This window comes from Xanthomonas sp. LMC-A-07, assembly GCF_030208825.1.
GTDB classification, from domain to species: Bacteria; Pseudomonadota; Gammaproteobacteria; order Xanthomonadales; family Xanthomonadaceae; genus Xanthomonas; species Xanthomonas campestris.
In genome coordinates, this window is record NZ_JARVTF010000009.1 from 1 (window position 1) to 19,955 (window position 19,955).

Here is a 19,955-nt window from a genome sequence, read left to right on the forward strand (position 1 = left end):
AGGGGCGGATGAGGGTACGGGCAAAGCCTCGTGCAGTTGGAACGTCATGAGGGCTTCGCCCCGTGCCCTCACCCCAACCCTCTCCCGCAGGAGAGGGGCTAACGCGGTCTCTCTGAGGGAGAGCGTTTTTCAAGCTCTTCGCTTTCGCTCAGAAGCTATACCGCACGCGTCCATACCAGTACGCGCCATTGCTGCCGATCGGCGAGAGCACGTCGTAGGGCAGGTTGCCGAAGTAGGCGATGTCGTCGATGGAGCGGTCCGAGTAGTTGTCCAGGATGTTCTGGCCACCGATCGCCAGCGTCCATTGCGTGCCCAGGCGGTATTCGGCTTCCAGGTCCAGCTGCCATTCCGCGCCGTAGGTCTGGCGCGGCACGAAGCCGTCACCGAAGTCGAACACGCGGGTGGCGCTGCCGTAGCGATTGACGCGGCTCTGCAGGTTCCAGTGCTCGTTGCTCCAGTTGGCGGCGAGCGAGGCGCGGGTGCGCGGGGCTGCATCGGTGAGCGTGTTGCTCTCTTCCACGCCGAACAGCACGTAGTCCGGATCCAGCGCCAGCAGTTGCGACGGCGTGGCGATGACGTTCTTCAACTCGGTCTTGGCGTAGCTGTAGGTGCCGGTCAGCAGTAGATCGCCGCCGAAGGCGTACTGGCGCCAGTTGGCGACCAGCTCGGCGCCGCGGGTGCGGGTGTCGGCGGCGTTGAGGAAGTAGCTGGCACTCTGCACGCCGGTGACGCCGAAGTTCTGCTGCACGAAATCGGTGAGGCTGCTGCCGGTGATGTCTTCGGACAGCGCGATGCGGTCGTCGATGTCGATCTGGAAGAAGTCCAGCGACAGGTCGAAGTGATCGCCCAGCTTGCTGGTGAAACCCAGGCTGGCGTTGATCGACTTCTCCGGCTTCAGATCGGTGGCACCGAGCGCGCGGGCGATCGGGTTGTTGACCGACAGCAGGCGGCCCTGGGTCAGGCGGCCCGCGGCGTCGTAACCGGTGGAGGTGGCTTCGTAGCCGATCTGGCTGAGCGAGGGCGCACGCACGTTGTTGGAGACCGCACCGCGCAGCGCGAATGCCGGCGCGAACGCGTAGCGTGCAGCCAGCTTGCCGGTCCACTGGCTGCCGAAATCCTGGTAGTGCTCGTAGCGGCCGGCCAGGTCGGTGGAGAATTTGTCGCCGAACTGGCTGGACACGTTGGCGTAGACGCTGGCCACATTGCGCGACAGGTCGGCTTCGTCCTGCGGGGTGAGCCCGCCGCCGGCCTGCGAGCCGGTGGGGCGATCGGTGAACGGGCCGGCCGCGTAGCTGGCCGGGTCGCCGGCATGCGTGCGGTACTGCTCACGGCGGAATTCGGCGCCGGTGCCGAAGGTGTGGGTGGCACCGGCCGCATCGAACACGCGGGTCAAATCGAAATTGCCCACGGTTTGCGCAAAGGCGAAATCACCGGTCTTGAAGCGCGTGGTGCTGCCCGGGCCGAGCGAGGCGTTGAGCGAGTTGCGCAGCCGGTAGGTGAAGTCGTTGCGGCCGTAATCCAGGCTGGCGTCGTAGTCCCAGCCGCCCCATTGCCCGCGGGCGCCGGCCACGATCTGCAGGTCGCGGTTTTCGCCTTCGGAAATCGGCCGGTAGCCGTTGGGGTAGATCTCGCGCCAGTTGGCGCTGCTGTCCGGGTAACGGAAGTAATTGGCGCCTTCGGTGTCGCGCTGGTTGTAGGTACCGAAGGCGTAGAACTCGCCGGTGGCACTGAACGGAATCTTGGTGTTGAGCCAGGCGTTCAGGCCCTTGGTAGCCCCATCGCCAAGCACGTAATTGCGCTGGCCGGCCAGGGCCAGGTTGGCGGGGGTCTGTTCTTCGAACGGCGGAATCTGATCGAACCCGGCGCGGTTGGTCGCCTCGCGGTTCTTCAGCTCCAGGCCCACCTTGAAGAAGCCACCGTCATCGCCCAGCAGCGTGCCGACCTTGGCGCTGGCGTAGCTGGTCTGGCCATCGGTGACGCGCCGATTGATCGGCTCCACATCGGTGTTGTACGCACCGAAGCTGGCTTCCAGTTCACCGCGCTCGGGGTTGTCGTCCAGGATCACGTTGATGACCCCGGCGATGGCATCGGAGCCGTATTGCGCGCCGGCACCATCGCGCAGCACTTCGATGCGCTTGATGGCGTTGATCGGGATGGAATTGAAATCCACCGGCGTGGTGCCCTTGCCGATCTTGCTGTCGGTGTTGACCAGTGCCGAGGTGTGGCGGCGCTTGCCGTTGACCAGCACCAGCACCTGGTCGGGCGAGAGCCCGCGCAGCTGTGCGGCGCGGATATGGTCGGCGCCGCCGGAGTTGGACTGGCGTGGGAAGTTGAACGAGGGCAGCAGCGCCTGCAGCGCGCTGCCCAGTTCACCGTTGACCACGCCGGCCTTGCGGATGTCCTCGGCGGTGAGCACGTCCACCGGCACCGTGGATTCGAGCACGGTGCGGTCGCTGGCACGGGTGCCGGTGACGATCACCGTGTCCAGCGTGGTGGCGCCGGGCGCGGCTTGCTGGGCCTGGGCGCTGGCGCTGAGGACGGCGGCCACGGCCAGGCCGATAACCGAAAGGGTGGGGCGGGTCATGCTGTCTCCTGAAATACGGCAGGCCGCCGCGCGTCGGCATCCGGCCGCGCTGGCGTGCAAGGTGGGGGCCGGGAGTGTTCCACTTCCATCCGGATGGAGAGATATTATCGTGTTGTTCAGGCCGGCGCGAGATGGCACAGTGCCCCCGCGCCGGCATGAGCTGATATCCCGCCTGCATGAGCCGGCCCCCGCCTGGAGAGATCGATGAAGTTGTTGCCGTCCTGCCTGTTCGCCGCCGTGTTGGCGTTGTCTGCCTGCGCCACCACGCCGGGGCACGCGCCGGCCTCCACCACCGCCAGCCTGCAGGGCGATGCCGCGCGCCCGGCGGCAGCGCGGGGCTGGGTGCGGAGCGAGCTGTATTTTGGAGTGGGCGAGGAAACCGGCCCGGCCGACCGCCCGCAGACCCGCACCATCAGCGACGCGCAGTGGCGCGCGTTTTTGGACAAGGAAGTGACCCCGCGCTTTCCGGACGGGCTCACCGTGTTCGACGCCTACGGCCAGTGGCTGTTCCGCGGCGCCAAGGAACCGAACCGGCTCGGCACCAAGGTGCTGGTGATCCTGCACGAAGACAGCCCGCAGCGGCGCAATGACATCGAGGCGATCCGCCTGGCGTGGAAGCAGGCCACCGGTCACCAGTCGGTGCTGTGGGCGCGGCAGCCAGTGGACGTGTCGTTCTGAGCCGGATCCCTGCGGGCAGCCGCATGCGCCGCCGCTGGCAGGCGCTGCACCTTGGCACCGCGGCACGCGGCGGTGTGCTTGCCGCAGCCGCGCTGCTCACGTGCGCCGCGTCGGCACGCGACACCCACGTGCAACTGACGCTCGATGCGCACACCCGCGCCACTGCCAGCCTGGTCGGCACGCGCCTGCATGTGGTGCTGGCACCCGGCGGCCAGCAGCAGTGGCTGGACGCGGACCTGGACGAAGGCGAAGCCACCGGCAGCGTGCGTAGCGACGATTACAACTTCGATGGCCATCCGGATCTGGCGGTGACCGTAATGCTAGGGCAGGTCAACGAAGCCACGCGGGTCTTCCTGTATGACCCGGCGCAGCGGCAGTTTCGCCTGCTGACCGCTCCCACGCGCCCGCAGGTGCAGTGCGCAGGGTTCTGGAATCTCACCCCGGACCCGCAGCAGCGCAGCCTGAGCAGCTCCTGCCGCAGCGGGCCAATGTGGTACGCGGACGTGTACCGCTATGACGCCGATGGGCGCCTGTATGTGTCCACCACCCAGCAGCCGATTGCCGCGCAGGCGATCCTGGACGTGCTGGGCCCGGGTACCGAAGAGGGCATGCCGTTTTCGGTGTGGCCGCGTTTCGATGCGCAGGGCGGGGTGATCGGCACGGAGATCGGCCAGAGCCTGGAAGCGCCCCGGCCGGCTACGTTCCTGGTGCAGGTGCCGCGCTTGCCGCTATATGCCACGCCCACCGCGACCACCACGCGGCGCTATCTGATCAAGGGCGATCGCCTCGAGGCGCTGGACGTGAGCGCGGACCAGACCCGCCTGCAGGTGCGGTTTCGCAGTGCCGGCCATGCGGAGAGCACTGGCTGGATCAGTGCCGACCAGGCCATGCCCTGAGTCATCGCGTGCATCGGGATGCTGCCGCTGGCGGTCCTCAGCGGCGGCGCTGCAGCAGCACGCTCTGATCCACCGCGCCGCTGTCGCGCATGCGGGGCAGCGGCTACCATCGCCTGTCCCCACGCATCCTGGCTCCCATGTCGGCCCCTTCCTCGCGTACTGCGGCATCGCCGCGCTGGTTCGTCTCCGGCGACCTCAATGGCTTCTTCGGCCTGGTGGTCGACAATCTCTCCATCCTCGGCTTCATCGCGATGGCGTTGATCGGCCTGTTCCAGTTCCCGCCCGACGTGGTGTACGGCCGCATGTTCCCCGGCACCGCCTTCGGTGTGCTGGTGGGCAACCTGCTCTACACCCTGATGGCGCGCCGCCTCGCCCGGCGCACCGGTCGTGACGATGTCACCGCCATGCCGCTGGGCCTGGATGCGCCCACCAGCATCGGCATGGCGCTATTGGTGCTGGGCCCGGCGTTTGCCGGCTTCAAGGCGCAGGGACTGGACCCGCAGGCCGCGGCGATCGCCACCTGGAAACTGGGCATGGCCGCGCTGGTGGTGATGGGGCTGCTCAAGCTAGTGCTGTCGTTTGTTGGCGAAGCGGTTACGCGCGCGCTGCCGCGCGCCGCATTGCTGGGCTCCATCGCCGGCATCGCGCTGGTGCTGATGGGCCTGTTGCCGCTGCTGGAAACCCTGCGCTCGCCGGTGGCCGGCTTCGTCACCCTGGGCTTGTTGCTGTATGTGCTGCTGGCCAAGGGCCGCCTGCCGATCAAGTTGCCCGGTGTGCTGGTGGCCTTCGTGATCGGCACGGCGCTGTACTACGGCCTGGGGCTGGCCGGCCTGGGGGCGCCTGGATTCGCGGTCCCGGCCTGGGTGGCGCCCCAGGTGGTGCTGCCGCTGCCGAATCTGGGCTTCATCGATGGCCTGCCGTCCACCTTGCCGTATCTGCCGTTGCTGCTGCCGTTCGGCCTGTTGATGGTGGTGGGCGGCATCAACGTGAGCGAAAGCGCGCGTGCGGCCGGCGATGATTACCGCACCCGCGACATCCTGCTGGTGGAAGCACTGGCCACGTTGGTGGCCGGCGTCTGCGGCGGTGTGGCGCAGACCACGCCGTACATCGGCCAACCTGCTTACAAGCACATGGGCGCACGCACTGGCTACACGCTGCTGACCGGGTTGTTCGTCGGCATCGGCGGCATGCTCGGCATCATCAGCGGGTTGGTGCAGTGGCTGCCGTTGGCGGTGCTCGCGCCGATCATCGTGTACGTGTCGATCGACATCACCACGCAGGCCTTCCAGGCCACGCCCAAGCAGCACGCCGGTGCGATGGTGCTGGGCTTTTTGCCATCGGTGGCCTACCTGCTGGCAATCAAGGCGCCGATCTGGATCGCGCCGGAGCAACTGGTGGCGCTGACCACCAAGGTCGACAGCCACGGCCTGCCGGAACTGGCAGTGGTCTTCGCGCTGGGCAATGGCTTCATCATCACCGCGATGCTGTGGATTGCGGCGGTGGTGGCGATGATCGACGGCAGGCTGCGGCGCGGCGCGGTGTTCCTGCTGGTCGCGGCCGGGCTGACCCTGTTCGGGTTGATCCACTCGGTGGACCCGCGCGGCGGCATCTATCTGCCATGGTCGCTGCAGGGCCTGGCGCGCGTGATCAGCTGGCAATTCGTGGGTGCGTATGTGGCGTTGGCGGCAACGCTGCTGTTGTTGTCGCTGCTGCCGGCACGTAAAGAGACGCTGGCATGAATCGGCGCGCACACGCGCTGCGCGTGGTGCTGGCGGGTGCGGCGTTGCTGCTCAGCGGTGGCGCGTGGGCAGCATCGTTTGACTGTGCGCGCGCAAGCACGGCGGTGGAACAACGCCTGTGTGCGGTAAAGGCGCTGGGCCAGCTCGACGAACGCCTGGATGCGTCGTATCAGGAGCTGCTGCAGACCACGCCGCGCAGCGCGGTGGCCGCTGTGCGCGAGCAGCAACGCGCCTGGCTGCGGCAGCGCAATGCCTGCGCGCAGAACGCCACACCGGACGACTGCCTGCAGCGCAGCCTCAGTGCCAGGGCCGATGCGCTGGACAAGGCGCTGGCCGCGCAACAACAGGCCCTTGACCGCATCATTGCCAGCATCCCGAGCGCACCGGCGGCCGCGGCGCGCCAATTGCAGGCCTATGACACACCGCTGGCGTCGGCGTGGTTGGTGTACCTGCATCAATTCGTGCCGGCCGCGGGTGTGGACGCGGCGCTGTCTGCGGCGCGTTTTCAGAGTGCGCGCGCGGCATTGCGCAAGGTCGACAGCTTTGCCGATTCGGTGCTGAACGATGAGGCCACCGGTCCTGACGTGCAGGAACCGGACAAGACACTGACGCTGTTGCGCATGTGGATCGAGCGTAACGACAGCACGCGCCCGTATGTGCATTGCTTCATCTTCAGCACGCTTGGCGAGCCGGCGTACGAGGCGTTCGGCCCGCTGTACGGTTCCACCCGCGACAGCTTCGCGCCGTTGTGCGAGCCGCCGGGCGGCCTGTTCGCGCTGCCGTCCTGGACCCAGCTCGATGCCGCCTTTGCGTCGTTGATCGAATCGATCAGCAAGGATGCCGGCACCATTCGCTACGCCAGCTATGCCGAGTGGGAGGTCATCGCGCTGCGTGCGTCGGTGTCGCCATTGCTGTATCTGCAGCCGGCCTTGCGCAAGCGCTATAGCGGCGATCCGGACCAGGCGTTGGCTGCCTGGACCGGCGATGCCAGCGCATGGCCGGCCGACGACCGCAAGGCCGCACGTGCACTGCTGCCGAAGGTGCGTGCCGACACCGCCGCCTGGCTGGTGCGCGAGAAGCATTTGCCGGCCGCACAGGCGCAGCAAGTGGCTGCTGCGATTGTCACTGCCTGGGTGGACGCCCGCCTGGACTTCGACAGCTGAGGCAGCGGCGGCCTGATGCGGCGATCAACCGCGACGGCATGGCAGTTGCGGATGCGCTGGTTGGCCGCGCGCTTCCGTTGCCAGCGGTGACGCACGTGTTGGCGGCGAGGCGTAAACGCGGGTTCGTTTGTATTTGCGAAGGCCAGCCACCGCTGGCGTGCTGCCGCGCTTGGAGGCGCATGTAGCCTGCGTGTGCTGCAGCTTCCCTGCGGCGTTCGCATGCGCTGGCACCTATTCACACGATTGAGCAACGGCGCTTGGCTGCACAACGCGGCTGCTGCGCTGCGCCGATGCGCGTGCAGCAGCCCGGACGCGTGCAGCACTCGATGGAACCACCGCGCGATCGCACGGTCACACCTTGGTGTGTTGTCGATTTCTAGGAGTTCCCTGATGCAATCCAGACCTTCGCGCTGGCCGTGGCTGCTGGCGATTCCGGTCGTGATCGGTGCCGGGTGGTGGCTGTTCCGCGGCACCGTCGAAGCGCCCGATGCGGCTTCCGCGCCCAAGCCCACAGCCGTGGCGGCTGCGGCGCCCACACCGCCCGCGCCCGCTGCCCCCAGCGCGCCGCAGCACCCGCTGCCGGCGCACCCGGCCGATGCCGCCGATGCGGCGATTCCACCGCTGGCGAAAAGCGATAGCGCTGCGTGGGAGGCCCTGCACGCGCTGGTGCCCGACGAGGCCGCGCTGGCCATCGTGCTGCGCGATCACCTGATCCAGCGTGCGGTGGTGATGATCGACAACCTCACCCAGCCCAGCATGAGCCGACGTGCCTCGGTGTTGCAGCCGGTGCCCGGTGAGTTGCAGGTGGCCGAGGCCGACGGGCGCAGCGTGATCGACACCACCAACGCCACACGTTACGCACCCTATGTGGCCGCGTTCACTGCGCTGGATGCGCAAGCGCTGGTCGCCACGTATGTGCGCTTCTATCCACTGATCCAACAGGCGTATGCGGAGCTGGGCGCGCCGGACCGCTACTTCAATGATCGTCTGATCGCGGTGATCGATCATCTGCTGCTGACCCCGGAAGCGGCGCAGCCGATCGTGGTGGTGAAAGACGAGCGCGGGCGTTACCGCTACGCGAATCCGGCGCTGGAGTCGCTTTCGGTGGGCCAGAAAGCCCTGCTGCGGCTTGGCCCCACCCAGGCGGCCGCGGTAAAGGCGCAGTTGCAGCGAATCCGTGCGGCGGTGCTGCGCGGGCGGTGAGCGGTACCTAGTCAGGCAGCGCGTCGATCACTCTGCCGAAGACCTGTGCTTAAACACGGCCGCCATCGGCCACACTGGTCGCAGCACGCGCTGGCGCGCGGCGACCGGTGGCGCGCTGGCCTGCTTCAGTGCGGGCCTGTGATGTGCACACAGCGACGCACACGCGCAACGCGGCGCGATCACGGCGCCAGCATCACGCCGCATCCAGCTCCGGGTAATGCCGGAAGATGCCGTTGGTGTTGAAGGCGACACGGCGTTCCGATTCCAGATACGCGGCAATGCGCGGCCGTTGCGCAACGCGCTGCTGCAGCGCCTTCAAGCCCGGAATATCGGTGGCGAGTGTCGCCATCCGCTTGGGGAACATGTATTCCAGGCCGCTGACCAGCTGGAACAACGACAGATCCACATACGAGTGCTCGCGCAGGATGTGGTTGCCGCCAGCGTGTTGCAACACCTGCTCGAAGTAGTCCAGGAACTTCGGCAGCCGATTCTCGCGCAGGTCCTTGGCGCGTTGCTTGGCGGCGTCTTTCTGGTCTTCGTAATACTGCATGCTGGCGATCGGATGGTGCGTGTCGTGCACCTCGGCCACCAGGTCGGCGATGGTCATCTGCAACTGCAGCGCCTGCAGGCGGCGGGCTTCTGATTCCGGCGCCAGCTGCAGCTGCGGCCCGAGGAAATGCAAGATCGCTGCCACCTGTGCCACCACCGTGCGGCCGGCCTTGAGGAAGGGCGGTGCGAACGGGCGCGCGCCGTCTGCGCTGCCGTCCAGGAATGTGTTCATGACCTCGTCGCCTTCGGCGCGGGCCACATCGGTGTAGTCGGCACCGGCGTCTTCCAGGGCCAGGCGGACAAATTCGCCGCGGCCCTGCAGGCCGGTCCAGTAATAGAGCTGGTAGTGCATGCGCTGCTCCAGGAGAGGGCAGGGCAGGCTAGGCAATCGACGGCTAGGCGGGCGTGAGCGGCGTGTCGTCGGGCCGTGACTCGGCAGGCAGCACCCCCTGTGCCTGCAACCAGGCCAGTTTGCGTGCGCGCGGCTGCTGCTTGAGCAACCACTCCGCGCGTGAAGCGGTGGCCCGGTCCGGATAGGGATGGCTGGCCAGCACCTGCAGCGGCGGATTCGCACGTGTGTAGCGGGCGCCGGTGCCACGCAGATGCGCCTGGAAGCGCCGCTCCAGATCGTTGGTGATCCCGGCGTAGTAGCTGCCATTGCGACAGAGCAGCAGATAGAGGTGCCAGGGCTTGGGTGCATCCATCGGCACATTATCGCCGCTTCGTGCGCGCCGCACAGCCGCGTGCGCATTGCGTGCGCCGGCGGCAACACAGACGTTGCGTGCGTGAGCGAATAACCACCAAGCCATTGGTTATTTGACGCCTGTGGTGGTGGCAAACAGCATGCAGACATCGCGCTGCGCGGCCGAGTCGGCTTGCGCGCCATCGCTGCCGCCATGCCTGGCATGGCGCATCCACAAGGAACTGCATGTCCGTGCGCTACCGGTCCCCGGCCGACTCCACTGCTGCTTCCACCGTGTTCTCGGCAACCCCGCGCCTGCTGGCCTGGAGCCTGTCGTTGGCGTGCGCACCGGCGTTCGCCGACACGCGTGCCAACGATGCACCAGTGCCCACGCCGGCCGCGCAGACCCTGGGCGCGGTGACGGTCACTGCGACGCGGCGCGAAAGCACCTTGCAGCAGGTGCCGGTGGCGGTTTCGGTGGTGCAGGGCCAGTCGCTGGAGCGCGAGAATCGCAACACGGTGGCGGACCTGCCTACGTTGGTGCCCAGCCTGACCTTTCGTGCTGGCGCCTCCAACAAGGACACCTCGCTGTTCCTGCGTGGCGTGGGCACCATTTCCACCTCGCCCGGCGTCGAGCCCAGCGTGGCCACCGTGGTCGACGGTGTGGTGCTGGGGCGGCCCGGGCAGGCCACGCTGGAGCTGCTCGATATCGAACGTATCGAAGTGCTGCGTGGGCCGCAAGGCACCTTGTTCGGCAAGAACGCCTCGGCCGGTGTGCTCAACATCATCAGCAAGCCGGTGCCGGAGGTGTTTGGTGGGTCGGTCGATTACGCGCACTTTGGTGGCGGCGACGAGAACCGCGTGCGCGCCAGCGTTGGCGGTGCACTGGTGCCGGGTGTACTGAAGGCCAGCGTGTCGGGGTTGTGGGCAGACTACGGTGGCAACGTGCGTAATGCGGCCGATGGCACGCAGGTCAACGGCTACGAGCGGTCCGGTGCGCGGCTGCGGCTGGAGCTCACTCCCAATCCGGATTTGACTGCCACGTTGCTGGCGGATTTTTTGCAGTCGCGCAGCGATGCACCCAGTGGCGTAGTGGTGGCGAGCACGCGCGCGGATTTTGCCGCGGCCCTGGCGCCGGTCCAGGCCACGGCCGACAACCGCCAGATCAACAGCGATTACCGCACGCACCTGGACGACACCAGCAAGGGCGCATCGCTGCAGCTGGACCAGCAATTGGGCGATGCCTTGCTGACCTCGATCAGCGCCTGGCGGCAGTGGGACAACACCCAGTTCCAGGATGGCGACCGCACCGCGCAAAGCAGCGCGGCGTTTCCGTCCTCGCACGATCGCGGCGAGCTGAGCTACACACAGTATTCGCAGGAACTGCGGCTGCAGACCCCGCGTGACCGTGCCGTGGAGGCAGTGGCCGGGCTGTACTACCTGCATGCGCGTAACGACGAAACCTACCAACGCAGCGTGGTTTCGCCAGGTGCGCGCACGTTGGGCACTGCCAACTACGCCACGCGTGCGCAGACCGTCGCCGCGTTCGGCGAGGCCACCTGGCACTGGCGCGAGGACTTGCGTGCGCTGCTGGGCGCGCGCATCACCCGCGATACGCTCGACTACCGCCATCAGCGCGTCTCCACTGCGGCCGCTGCGGTGACCGGGATCCAGCCCTCCACCGCGAGCCGCGGCAGCACCGAAGAGACCGGCGTGTCGGGGCGTGCCGGCCTGCAGTACGACATCGCGCCGCAGACCACCGGCTACCTGACCTACTCGCGTGGCTACAAGGGACCGGCCTACAACGTGTTCTTCAACATGCAGCCGCGCGACACGCCGGCGTTGCAGCCGGAAACCTCCAACGCGTGGGAGCTGGGCCTGAAAACGCGCGCGCTGGATGACCGGCTCAGTGCCAACCTGGCGCTGTTCCATACCGACTACGCCAACTACCAGGCCAACTTCTTCGACACCGTGGCCGGGCAGGTGGTGACACGCCTGATCAATGCCGGGCAGGCACGCACGCAAGGCCTGGAACTGGATCTGGACTATCGCCCCACCGAACGCCTCACCCTGGCCGCATCGCTGGCCTACACGCAGGCACGCATCCAGCGCTTCGCCTGCCCGGCGGCGGCCGCCGCCAACTGCAATGTCGACGGCAAACCCTTGCCGTTTTCGCCGGACTGGAAGGGCAACCTGCGCGCCGGCTACCGCGTGCCGTTGTCCGGCACGCTGGCGCTGGAATTCAACGGCGATGTGGCCTGGCAGGACAGCGTGCAGTACGACCTGAGCCAGACCCCGCAGACCATCCAGGGCCCGTATGCCATCTGGAATGCCAGCGTGGCGTTGGCCGATGACCTGCACGGCTGGCGTGTCGCCGTGCTCGGCCGCAACCTGGGCGATCGTTCTTATGCGCCGCTGTTGGCCAATGCCACCGGCAATGTCTACCGCCTGGTTCCACGCGACGATCGTCGCTACGTGGGGCTGCAAGTGCACAAGGATTTTTGAACATGCCTCTGCTGTTGCAACGCGTTGTACTGAAGCACACGTCGTCTGTTGACTTGGCCTGCAGCGCGCACGGGTGGCTGGCATGAGTGCGCCACGCCAGCTTTCGCTGGGTGCGTTCCTGATGGCCACCGGGCATCACGTGGCGGCGTGGCGGCATCCGCAGGTCACTGCCGATCCGCTGGTGTTCGACGACTACCGCGCGATGGTGCAGATCGCCGAGGCGGCCAAGTTCGATGCGGTGTTCATCGCCGACAGCCTGGCCGCCGCCGGTGGGCCCGTTGCTCCGCGCATGGCGCGCTCCAGCCTGTTCGAGCCGATTACCCTGCTTAGTGCATTGGCTGCGGTGAGCGAGCGCATCGGCCTGATCGCCACCATGACCACCAGCTACAACGAGCCGTATCACGTGGCGCGCAAGTTCGCCTCGCTGGACCATCTCTCCGGCGGGCGTGCCGGCTGGAACCTGGTCACCTCCGATGCGGCCGACGAAGCGCTCAACTTCAACCGCGACGCGCACTACGTGCATGCCGAACGCTATGCGCGTGCACGCGAGTTTCAGCAGGTGGTGGCCGGGCTATGGGATAGCTGGGACGACGATGCCTTTGTCGCCGACAAGGCCTCCGGCCTGCACCATGATCCAACGCGTGCGCATGTGCTGGATCATCGCGGCACGCATTTCCAGGTACGCGGCCCGCTCAACATTGCACGTGCGCCGCAGGGCCATCCGGTGCTGGTGCAGGCGGGTTCGTCCGAGCCTGGGCGCGCGTTGGCGGCCGAAACCGCCGAGGTGGTGTTCACCGCGCAATCGTCGCTGGCCAAGGCGCAAGCCTTCTATGCCGACATCAAGGGCCGGCTGGAGCAGTTCGGGCGCAGCCGCGATGCGTTGAAGGTGCTGCCAGGTGTGTTCATCGTGGTGGGCCAAAGCCAGGCCGAAGCGCAGGAAAAATTCGAGCAGTTCCAGAAGTTGGTGGAGCCGGAGGTCGGTATCGCGCTGCTGTCGCGCATGCTGGGGAATTTCGACCTGTCCGGGTATCCGCCTGATGGCCCGTTGCCAGAGTTGCCGTTGACTGAAACCGGCCAGCGCAGCCGCCAGCAGTTGTTCACCGAACTGGCGGGGCAGGAGCAGCTGAGCATCGCCCAACTCGGGCGGCGCATCGCGGGCGGGCGCGGCCATTACAGCCTGATCGGCACGCCCACGCAGATTGCCGACGAACTGCAGGCGTGGTTCGAACAGGACGCGGCCGATGGCTTCAACGTGCTGGTGCCGCACCTGCCTGGCGGGCTGGCCGATGTGGCCGCGCACGTGGTGCCGGAGCTGCAGCGGCGCGGGTTGTTTCGGCGTGAATACCAGGGGCGCACGTTGCGCGATCATCTGGGGCTGCAACGCCCCATCAATCGCTTCAGCGCACGCTGAGCCACCGGACCCCGCCATGACTTATCTCGCACATCCCGATCGTTACGATCGTATCGCTTACCGCCGCGTTGGCCGCAGTGGCCTGGTGCTACCCGCGCTATCGCTGGGCCTGTGGCACAACTTCGGCGACAGCACCCCGATCGATACCCAGCGTGCCTTGTTGCGCACTGCGTTCGACCTGGGCATTACCCACTTCGATCTGGCCAACAATTACGGCCCGCCATACGGTAGTGCGGAGATCAACTTCGGCCGCCTGCTGCGCGAAGATTTCAAGCCGTATCGCGACGAGCTTATCATTTCCACCAAGGCCGGCTGGGACATGTGGCCGGGCCCGTATGGGCAGGGCGGCAGCTCGCGCAAATACCTGTTGTCCAGCCTGGATCAAAGCCTGCAACGGCTGGGCGTGGATTATGTGGACATCTTCTATTCGCACCGGTTCGATGCGCACACGCCGCTGGAAGAAACCGCCGGCGCGCTGGCCAGCGCGGTGCAGCAGGGCAAGGCCTTGTACGTGGGGATTTCCTCGTACTCGTCGGCCCGCACGCGCGAGATCGCCGCATTGCTGCGCGAGTGGAAGGTGCCGCTGCTGATCCACCAACCGGCCTACAACCTGTTCAACCGCTGGCCCGAACACGACCTGTTGGAGACCACCGCCGAGCTGGGCGCCGGCGTGATTGCATTCACCCCATTGGCGCAGGGCCTGCTGACCGGCAAGTACCTCAACGGTGTGCCGGACGATGCGCGGGTGAATCGTCCCGGCGGGCAATCGCTGCGGCCCGAGCACCTGTCCGAGGACAACCTGCAACGCGCGCGCGGGCTGGATGCGATTGCCAAGCAGCGCGGGCAGAGTCTTGCCCAGTTGGCGTTGGCGTGGGTGCTGCGCGATCCACGGGTGAGCTCGGCCTTGCTTGGCGCCAGCCGCCCGGAGCAACTGCTGGAAAACGTGGCAGCGCTGCAGACGCCGGAGTTCAGTGCAGAGGAATTGGCCGAGATCGATCGCCATGCGGTCGAAGGCGGCATCAATCTCTGGGAAAAACCCTCCACCGATTGGCAATGACGAGGTCTTCGATGCGCAAGCGTGTGCTGCTAGGTGTGGTGTTGCTGCTCGGCATGGCGTGGTCGTTGTGTGCGGCGGCGGCAGAACCGGCGCAGTTGCGCATCGGCTACCAGAAAGCCGTCTCCAGCCTGGTGCTGGCCAAGCAGCACCGGTTGCTGGAGCAACGCTTCCCACGCACCAAGATTCAGTGGGTGGAGTTCCCGGCTGGGCCGCAATTGCTGGAAGCCTTGAACGTGGGCAGCATCGATCTGGGCGGTGCGGGCGATATTCCGCCGTTGTTCGCGCAGGCCGCCGGTGCCGATCTGCTGTACGTGGGCTGGGTACCGCCCACACCAAAGGCCGAAACCATCCTGGTGCCGAGCAAGAGCACGCTGCGCACCGTGGCCGACCTCAAGGGCAAGCGCGTGGCGTTTCAGAAGGGCTCCAGCGCGCACAACCTGCTGCTGCGGCTGTTGGCCAAGTCCGGCTTGAGCCTGCGTGACATCACGCCGCTGTATCTGTCGCCGGCCAATGCGCGCGCTGCGTTTGCGGCCGGGCAGGTGGATGCGTGGACGATCTGGGACCCGTGGTATTCGGCGTTGACGCTGGATGGCAGCGCACGCCTGCTTGCCAACGGCGAGGGTATGGGGCTCACCGGCGGTTTTTTCCTGGCATCGCGGCGTTATGCCACCGCATGGGGCCCGTTTCTGCAGCAGGTGATGGGGCAGCTCAACCAGGCCGACGGTCTGCTGGAGCGCGACCGTGCAGGCAGCATCCGCATCCTGGCGCAGGTGAGCGGGCTGCCGCCGGCGGTGGTCGAGCGCAGCCTGGCCCATCGCCCACCGGCGAGCGTGCAGCCGCTGAGCGCGCAGGTGATCAAGGCGCAGCAGGCAACCGCAGATCTGTTCTACGCGCAGCGGTTATTGCCCAAGCGCGTGCTTGTGGCACCGGCGGTGTGGCGCGCGCCTGCTGCTGCGGCGACGGCGGCGGGCAAGTGATGCGCGATTTGCCTGTGCCGCAGCGTGCCAACGACTGCGAGGGATGGCGATGACGCACCGCCGCCGCTGGCGCGATGCCGTCGTGCCCTGGCTGCTGCCGGTGACGGTGGTGGTGGCCTGGCAACTGGCCGCCACCTGGGGCTGGCTGCCGCAGCGCATCCTGCCGGCGCCCGATGCAGTGCTGCGTGCAGCGGTCGCGCTGGTGCGCAGTGGCGAGCTGTGGCAACACCTGGCCATCAGTGGCTGGCGCGCGGCGGTGGGCCTGGCGATTGGCGGCAGTACTGGACTGGCGCTGGGCCTGTTGACCGGCGTGTCGCGCGTGGCCGAACGCCTGCTCGACAGCAGCCTGCAGATGCTGCGCAACGTGCCGCACTTGGCGCTGATTCCGCTGGTGATCCTGTGGTTCGGCATCGACGAGGGCGCCAAGCTGTTCCTGGTGGCACTGGGCACGTTTTTCCCGATCTATCTCAATACCTATCACGGCATTCGCAGCGTGGACCCGGCCCTGGTCGAAATGGCGCGCAACTATGGCGTGCGCGGCCCGCAGCTGTTTATCGATGTGTTGTTGCCGGGTGCGTTGCCGTCGATTCTGGTCGGGTTGCGCTTCGCGTTGGGCCTGATGTGGCTGACGCTGATTGTCGCCGAGACGATTTCTGCCAGTTCCGGCATCGGCTATCTGGCGACGAACGCGCGCGAGTTTCTGCAGACCGATGTGGTGGTGGTGGCGATCGTGCTGTACGCACTGCTCGGCAAGCTGGCCGATCTGGCCGCACGTGGGCTGGAAGCCTGGTGGCTGGGTTGGCACCCAACGCAACAACGGGCGGCGCTGCGCCGATGAGTGCGACCACTTCCAGTACCGGCTTACCACTGACGCTGCGCGGCATCGGCAAGCACTATGGCGACAGCGCGGTGCTACGCAGCATCGATCTGGACATCGCACCCGGGCAGTGCGTGGCCGTGGTCGGGCGGAGCGGTTGCGGCAAGAGCACCTTGCTGCGCGTCATCGCCGGGCTCGAAGCGGCCGATACCGGTACGGTTGCCAGCGGCCACGCACCGCTGGCAACGCAGCGCGATGCGGTGCGGCTGATGTTTCAGGACGCACGCCTGCTGCCCTGGAAGCGGGTGATCGACAACGTGGCGCTCGGCCTGGGCCGCGCCGGGCGCGCACAGGCACAGGCGGCGCTGGACGCGGTGGGCCTGGGCCCACGCGCTGGCGACTGGCCGGGCACGCTCTCGGGCGGGCAACGCCAGCGCGTGGCCCTGGCGCGTGCGCTGGTGCACCGGCCGCGGCTGTTGCTGCTGGACGAACCGCTGGGCGCGCTGGATGCGTTGACGCGCATCGAAATGCAGCAGCTGATCGTGCAGCTCTGGCGGCAGCATGGCTTCACGCTGGTGCTGGTGACCCACGACGTGGCCGAGGCCAGCGCGCTGGCCGACCGCATCGTAGTGATCGAGCACGGCCAGGTCGGTCTGGAGGTGGCGGTGCCCGCGCCGCATCCGCGCCTGCCCGGTGCGCCAGCGGTGGCGGCGATCCAGGCACAGGTGTTGTCGCGCCTGCTGGGGCCGCCGTCGCCCGGTGCCGCCGCGGCGGCAGAGGCGCAACCTGGCACTGCTGCGCAGGTCGACAAACCGTTGCGGCGGTTCGCCTAGCGGCCCCTCTGCGGATCCGCGCCAGGCCAACAGCGGCGGCGTCACGGCCCGCTGCCAGGGGCGGTGGACACAGCGCCCAGCCTTGAAACGCCGCCCGCCAGCCGCATCTGCACGGTATCGCCGGAAACGCCGGCCACCAGTTCAGAGGATTTCTCATGCGGATGGACAAGCTCACCTCGCGGTTCCAGCAGGCGCTGGCCGACGCGCAATCGCTGGCCGTGGGCCGCGACCACAACATCATCGAACCCGTGCACGTACTGGCCGCCTTGCTCGACCAGAGCGGTGGCAGCACGCGCCCGCTGCTGTCGCAGTCCGGCGTCAACGTGCCGGCACTGCGCGAGCGCCTGGGCGAAGCGCTGGACACCCTGCCCAAGGTGTCCGGGCAGGAAGGCAACCTGTCGATCGGCAACGATCTCAATCGCCTGCTCAACCAGACCGACAAGCTCGCCCAGCAGCACGGCGATGCCTTCATCGCCAGCGAGTGGTTCGTGCTGGCCGCTGCCGACGATGCCAGCCCGCTGGGCGTGGCGTTGCGCGCGGCCGGCGGCGACAAGAAGAAGATCGAAGCGGCCATCGACAAATTGCGCGGTGGCGAAACCGTGCAATCGGAAAATGCCGAGGAGCAGCGCCAGGCGCTGGAGAAATACACCATCGACCTGACCGCGCGTGCGGAGAGCGGCAAGCTCGATCCGGTGATCGGCCGCGACGAAGAAATTCGCCGCACCATTCAAGTCTTGCAGCGGCGCACCAAGAACAACCCGGTGCTGATCGGCGAACCCGGCGTGGGCAAGACCGCCATTGTGGAAGGCCTGGCCCAGCGCATCATCAATGGCGAAGTGCCCGAAGGCCTGCGCGGCAAGCGCGTGCTGTCGCTGGACATGGGCGCGCTGATCGCCGGCGCCAAGTTCCGCGGCGAATTCGAAGAACGCCTGAAGGCGGTGCTCAGCGATCTCTCCAAGAACGAAGGTCAGATCATCCTGTTCATCGATGAGCTGCACACCATGGTCGGCGCCGGCAAGGCCGATGGCGCGATGGATGCCGGCAACATGCTCAAGCCGGCGCTGGCGCGTGGCGAGCTGCATTGCATCGGCGCCACCACGCTGGACGAATACCGCAAGTACATCGAAAAAGACGCTGCGCTGGAGCGCCGTTTCCAGAAGGTGTTCGTGGGCGAGCCGACGGTGGAAGACACCATCGCCATCCTGCGTGGCTTGAAGGAGCGCTACGCGGTGCATCACGGCGTGGAGATCACCGACCCGGCGATCGTGGCTGCGGCCACCTTGTCCAACCGCTACATCACCGACCGTCAGTTGCCGGACAAGGCCATCGACCTGATGGACGAAGCCGCATCGCGCATCCGCATGGAGATCGATTCCAAGCCTGAAGAGCTCGACCGCCTGGAGCGCCGCCTGATCCAACTCAAGATCCAGCGCGAGATGCTCAAGAAGGAAAAGGACGAGGCCTCGCGGCAACGTCTGGCCGATCTGGAAAGCGACATCGACAAGCTCGAGCGCGAATTCTCCGACCTCAACGAAGTGTGGAAGTCGGAGAAGGCCGCGTTGCAGGGCACCACCAAGATCAAGGAGCAGATCGAGCATGCCAAGCTGGAGCTGGAAGCGGCGCAGCGGCGCCAGGACTATGCCAAGATGAGCGAGATCCAGTACGGCGTATTGCCGCAGCTGGAAAAGCAGATGCTGCTGGCCAACGAGGTCGAACATCACGACTTCAAGCTGGTGCAGGACCGCGTGACCGCCGAAGAAATCGCAGAGGTGGTGTCGCGTTGGACCGGCATTCCCGTCAACAAGATGCTGGAAGGCGAGCGCGACAAACTGCTGCGCATGGAAGACGAACTACACCGCCGCGTGGTGGGCCAGGAAGAAGCGATCAAGGTGGTGTCCGATGCGGTGCGCCGCTCGCGTGCCGGCCTGTCCGATCCCAATCGTCCGAGCGGTTCGTTCCTGTTCCTGGGCCCGACTGGCGTGGGCAAGACCGAGCTATGCAAGGCGCTGGCGGACTTCCTGTTCGACAGCACCGAAGCGATGATCCGCATCGACATGAGCGAGTTCATGGAGAAGCATTCGGTCTCGCGCCTGATCGGTGCGCCTCCGGGCTATGTGGGCTACGAGGAAGGCGGTTACCTCACCGAGGCGGTGCGGCGGCGCCCGTATTCGCTGATCCTGCTGGATGAGGTGGAAAAGGCGCACGCCGATGTCTTCAACATCCTGTTGCAGGTGCTCGATGATGGCCGCCTCACCGACGGCCAGGGCCGCACTGTGGACTTCCGCAATACCGTAATCGTGATGACCTCCAACCTGGGCTCGCACCAGATCCAGGAGCTGTCCGGTGACGGCAGCGCCGAAGCCTACACGCAGATGAAGGCGGCGGTGATGGGCGTGGTGCAGGCGCACTTCCGCCCGGAATTCATCAACCGGCTCGACGACATCGTGGTGTTCCATCCGCTGGACAAGGCGCAGATCAAGTCGATCGCGCGCATCCAGTTGCAGGGCCTGGAAAAGCGCCTGGCCGAACGCGGCCTCAAGCTGGACCTGGACGACCCGGCGCTGGAATTGCTAGGCAATGTCGGCTTCGACCCGGTGTATGGTGCGCGCCCGCTGAAGCGTGCGATTCAGTCGCAGGTGGAAAACCCGCTGGCCCAGCAGATTCTCTCCGGCCAGTACACCAGCGGCGACACCGTGCGCGTACGCACGCAGGGTGGGCACCTGGAGTTCGGCAAGGGGTGATCGGCTCTAGGTAGCAAATGATTCGCCACGGCTGGCCCGGCTGATCAGGCGTATTGCTGCTACGTGCGATTACGTTTGATTCAAACGTACTCGCACAGGTGGCCTCCAGGATGGATCTTG

The 19,955-nt window shown here is 66.8% G+C and carries 15 protein-coding genes; 12 read left to right on the plus strand and 3 right to left on the minus strand.

What is annotated here, in order from left to right:
* Positions 1-148: 148 nt before the first annotated feature.
* The gene (locus tag QRM89_RS10470; RefSeq protein ID WP_285447976.1) at positions 149-2,584 is read right to left on the minus strand and encodes a TonB-dependent receptor; all 2,436 of its coding nucleotides are present in this window, start codon (positions 2,582-2,584) and stop codon (positions 149-151) included.
* A gap of 204 nt (positions 2,585-2,788) precedes the next feature.
* Here QRM89_RS10470 and QRM89_RS10475 point away from each other — a divergent pair, with 204 nt between their 5' ends.
* The 5 genes from QRM89_RS10475 (at position 2,789) to QRM89_RS10495 (ending at position 8,263) form a co-directional block, all read left to right on the plus strand.
* Positions 2,789-3,262 carry a DUF3574 domain-containing protein gene (locus QRM89_RS10475; protein ID WP_012437623.1) on the plus strand — a complete coding sequence of 158 codons (474 nt, stop codon included), beginning with the start codon at positions 2,789-2,791 and terminating at the stop codon, positions 3,260-3,262.
* Between the two features lie 23 nt (positions 3,263-3,285).
* Entirely contained in the window at positions 3,286-4,158 is an 873-nt protein-coding gene (locus QRM89_RS10480) for a hypothetical protein (protein WP_285447977.1), read from the plus strand.
* A gap of 137 nt (positions 4,159-4,295) precedes the next feature.
* Positions 4,296-5,897: a hypothetical protein gene (locus QRM89_RS10485; RefSeq protein ID WP_076037881.1), complete on the plus strand. Its 1,602-nt coding sequence runs from the start codon at positions 4,296-4,298 to the stop codon at positions 5,895-5,897.
* Positions 5,894-7,060: a lysozyme inhibitor LprI family protein gene (locus QRM89_RS10490; RefSeq protein ID WP_285447978.1), complete on the plus strand. Its 1,167-nt coding sequence runs from the start codon at positions 5,894-5,896 to the stop codon at positions 7,058-7,060. The genes QRM89_RS10485 and QRM89_RS10490 overlap by 4 nt, the downstream gene beginning before the upstream one ends.
* Before the next feature lie 390 nt (positions 7,061-7,450).
* The gene (locus QRM89_RS10495; RefSeq protein WP_042594897.1) at positions 7,451-8,263 is read left to right on the plus strand and encodes a DUF3014 domain-containing protein; all 813 of its coding nucleotides are present in this window, start codon (positions 7,451-7,453) and stop codon (positions 8,261-8,263) included.
* A 193-nt stretch (positions 8,264-8,456) separates the two neighbouring features.
* On the opposite strand, the gene QRM89_RS10500 is transcribed toward QRM89_RS10495, so the two are convergent.
* Together QRM89_RS10500 and QRM89_RS10505 are read right to left on the minus strand one after the other, a co-directional pair.
* Positions 8,457-9,164, minus strand: coding sequence for a glutathione S-transferase (locus tag QRM89_RS10500; RefSeq protein WP_285447979.1), 708 nt, complete (start codon positions 9,162-9,164; stop codon positions 8,457-8,459).
* 43 nt (positions 9,165-9,207) lie between these two features.
* Positions 9,208-9,516 (minus strand): GIY-YIG nuclease family protein, encoded by a 309-nt coding sequence (locus QRM89_RS10505; protein WP_043922197.1) that lies wholly within the window; start codon positions 9,514-9,516, stop codon positions 9,208-9,210.
* 224 nt (positions 9,517-9,740) lie between these two features.
* Here QRM89_RS10505 and QRM89_RS10510 point away from each other — a divergent pair, with 224 nt between their 5' ends.
* From QRM89_RS10510 to clpB, 7 genes are all read left to right on the plus strand, one after another.
* The gene (locus QRM89_RS10510; RefSeq protein ID WP_285447980.1) at positions 9,741-11,999 is read left to right on the plus strand and encodes a TonB-dependent receptor; all 2,259 of its coding nucleotides are present in this window, start codon (positions 9,741-9,743) and stop codon (positions 11,997-11,999) included.
* Between the two features lie 82 nt (positions 12,000-12,081).
* Positions 12,082-13,410, plus strand: a complete 1,329-nt coding sequence (locus QRM89_RS10515) for an LLM class flavin-dependent oxidoreductase (protein WP_285447981.1) — start codon at positions 12,082-12,084, stop codon at positions 13,408-13,410.
* 16 nt (positions 13,411-13,426) lie between these two features.
* Positions 13,427-14,467, plus strand: a complete 1,041-nt coding sequence (mgrA, locus tag QRM89_RS10520) for an L-glyceraldehyde 3-phosphate reductase (RefSeq protein WP_285447982.1) — start codon at positions 13,427-13,429, stop codon at positions 14,465-14,467.
* An 11-nt stretch (positions 14,468-14,478) separates the two neighbouring features.
* A complete protein-coding gene (locus QRM89_RS10525; RefSeq protein ID WP_115045134.1) occupies positions 14,479-15,444 on the plus strand; it encodes an aliphatic sulfonate ABC transporter substrate-binding protein in 966 nt (321 codons plus the stop codon).
* A gap of 43 nt (positions 15,445-15,487) precedes the next feature.
* Positions 15,488-16,282, plus strand: a complete 795-nt coding sequence (gene ssuC, locus QRM89_RS10530; protein ID WP_285447983.1) for an aliphatic sulfonate ABC transporter permease SsuC — start codon at positions 15,488-15,490, stop codon at positions 16,280-16,282.
* A complete protein-coding gene (locus QRM89_RS10535; RefSeq protein WP_285447984.1) occupies positions 16,279-17,094 on the plus strand; it encodes an ATP-binding cassette domain-containing protein in 816 nt (271 codons plus the stop codon). The genes ssuC and QRM89_RS10535 overlap by 4 nt, the downstream gene beginning before the upstream one ends.
* 155 nt (positions 17,095-17,249) lie before the next feature.
* On the plus strand, positions 17,250-19,835 hold the full coding sequence (gene clpB, locus QRM89_RS10540; protein WP_285447985.1) for an ATP-dependent chaperone ClpB: 2,586 nt from the start codon (positions 17,250-17,252) through the stop codon (positions 19,833-19,835).
* Positions 19,836-19,955 lie beyond the last annotated feature (120 nt).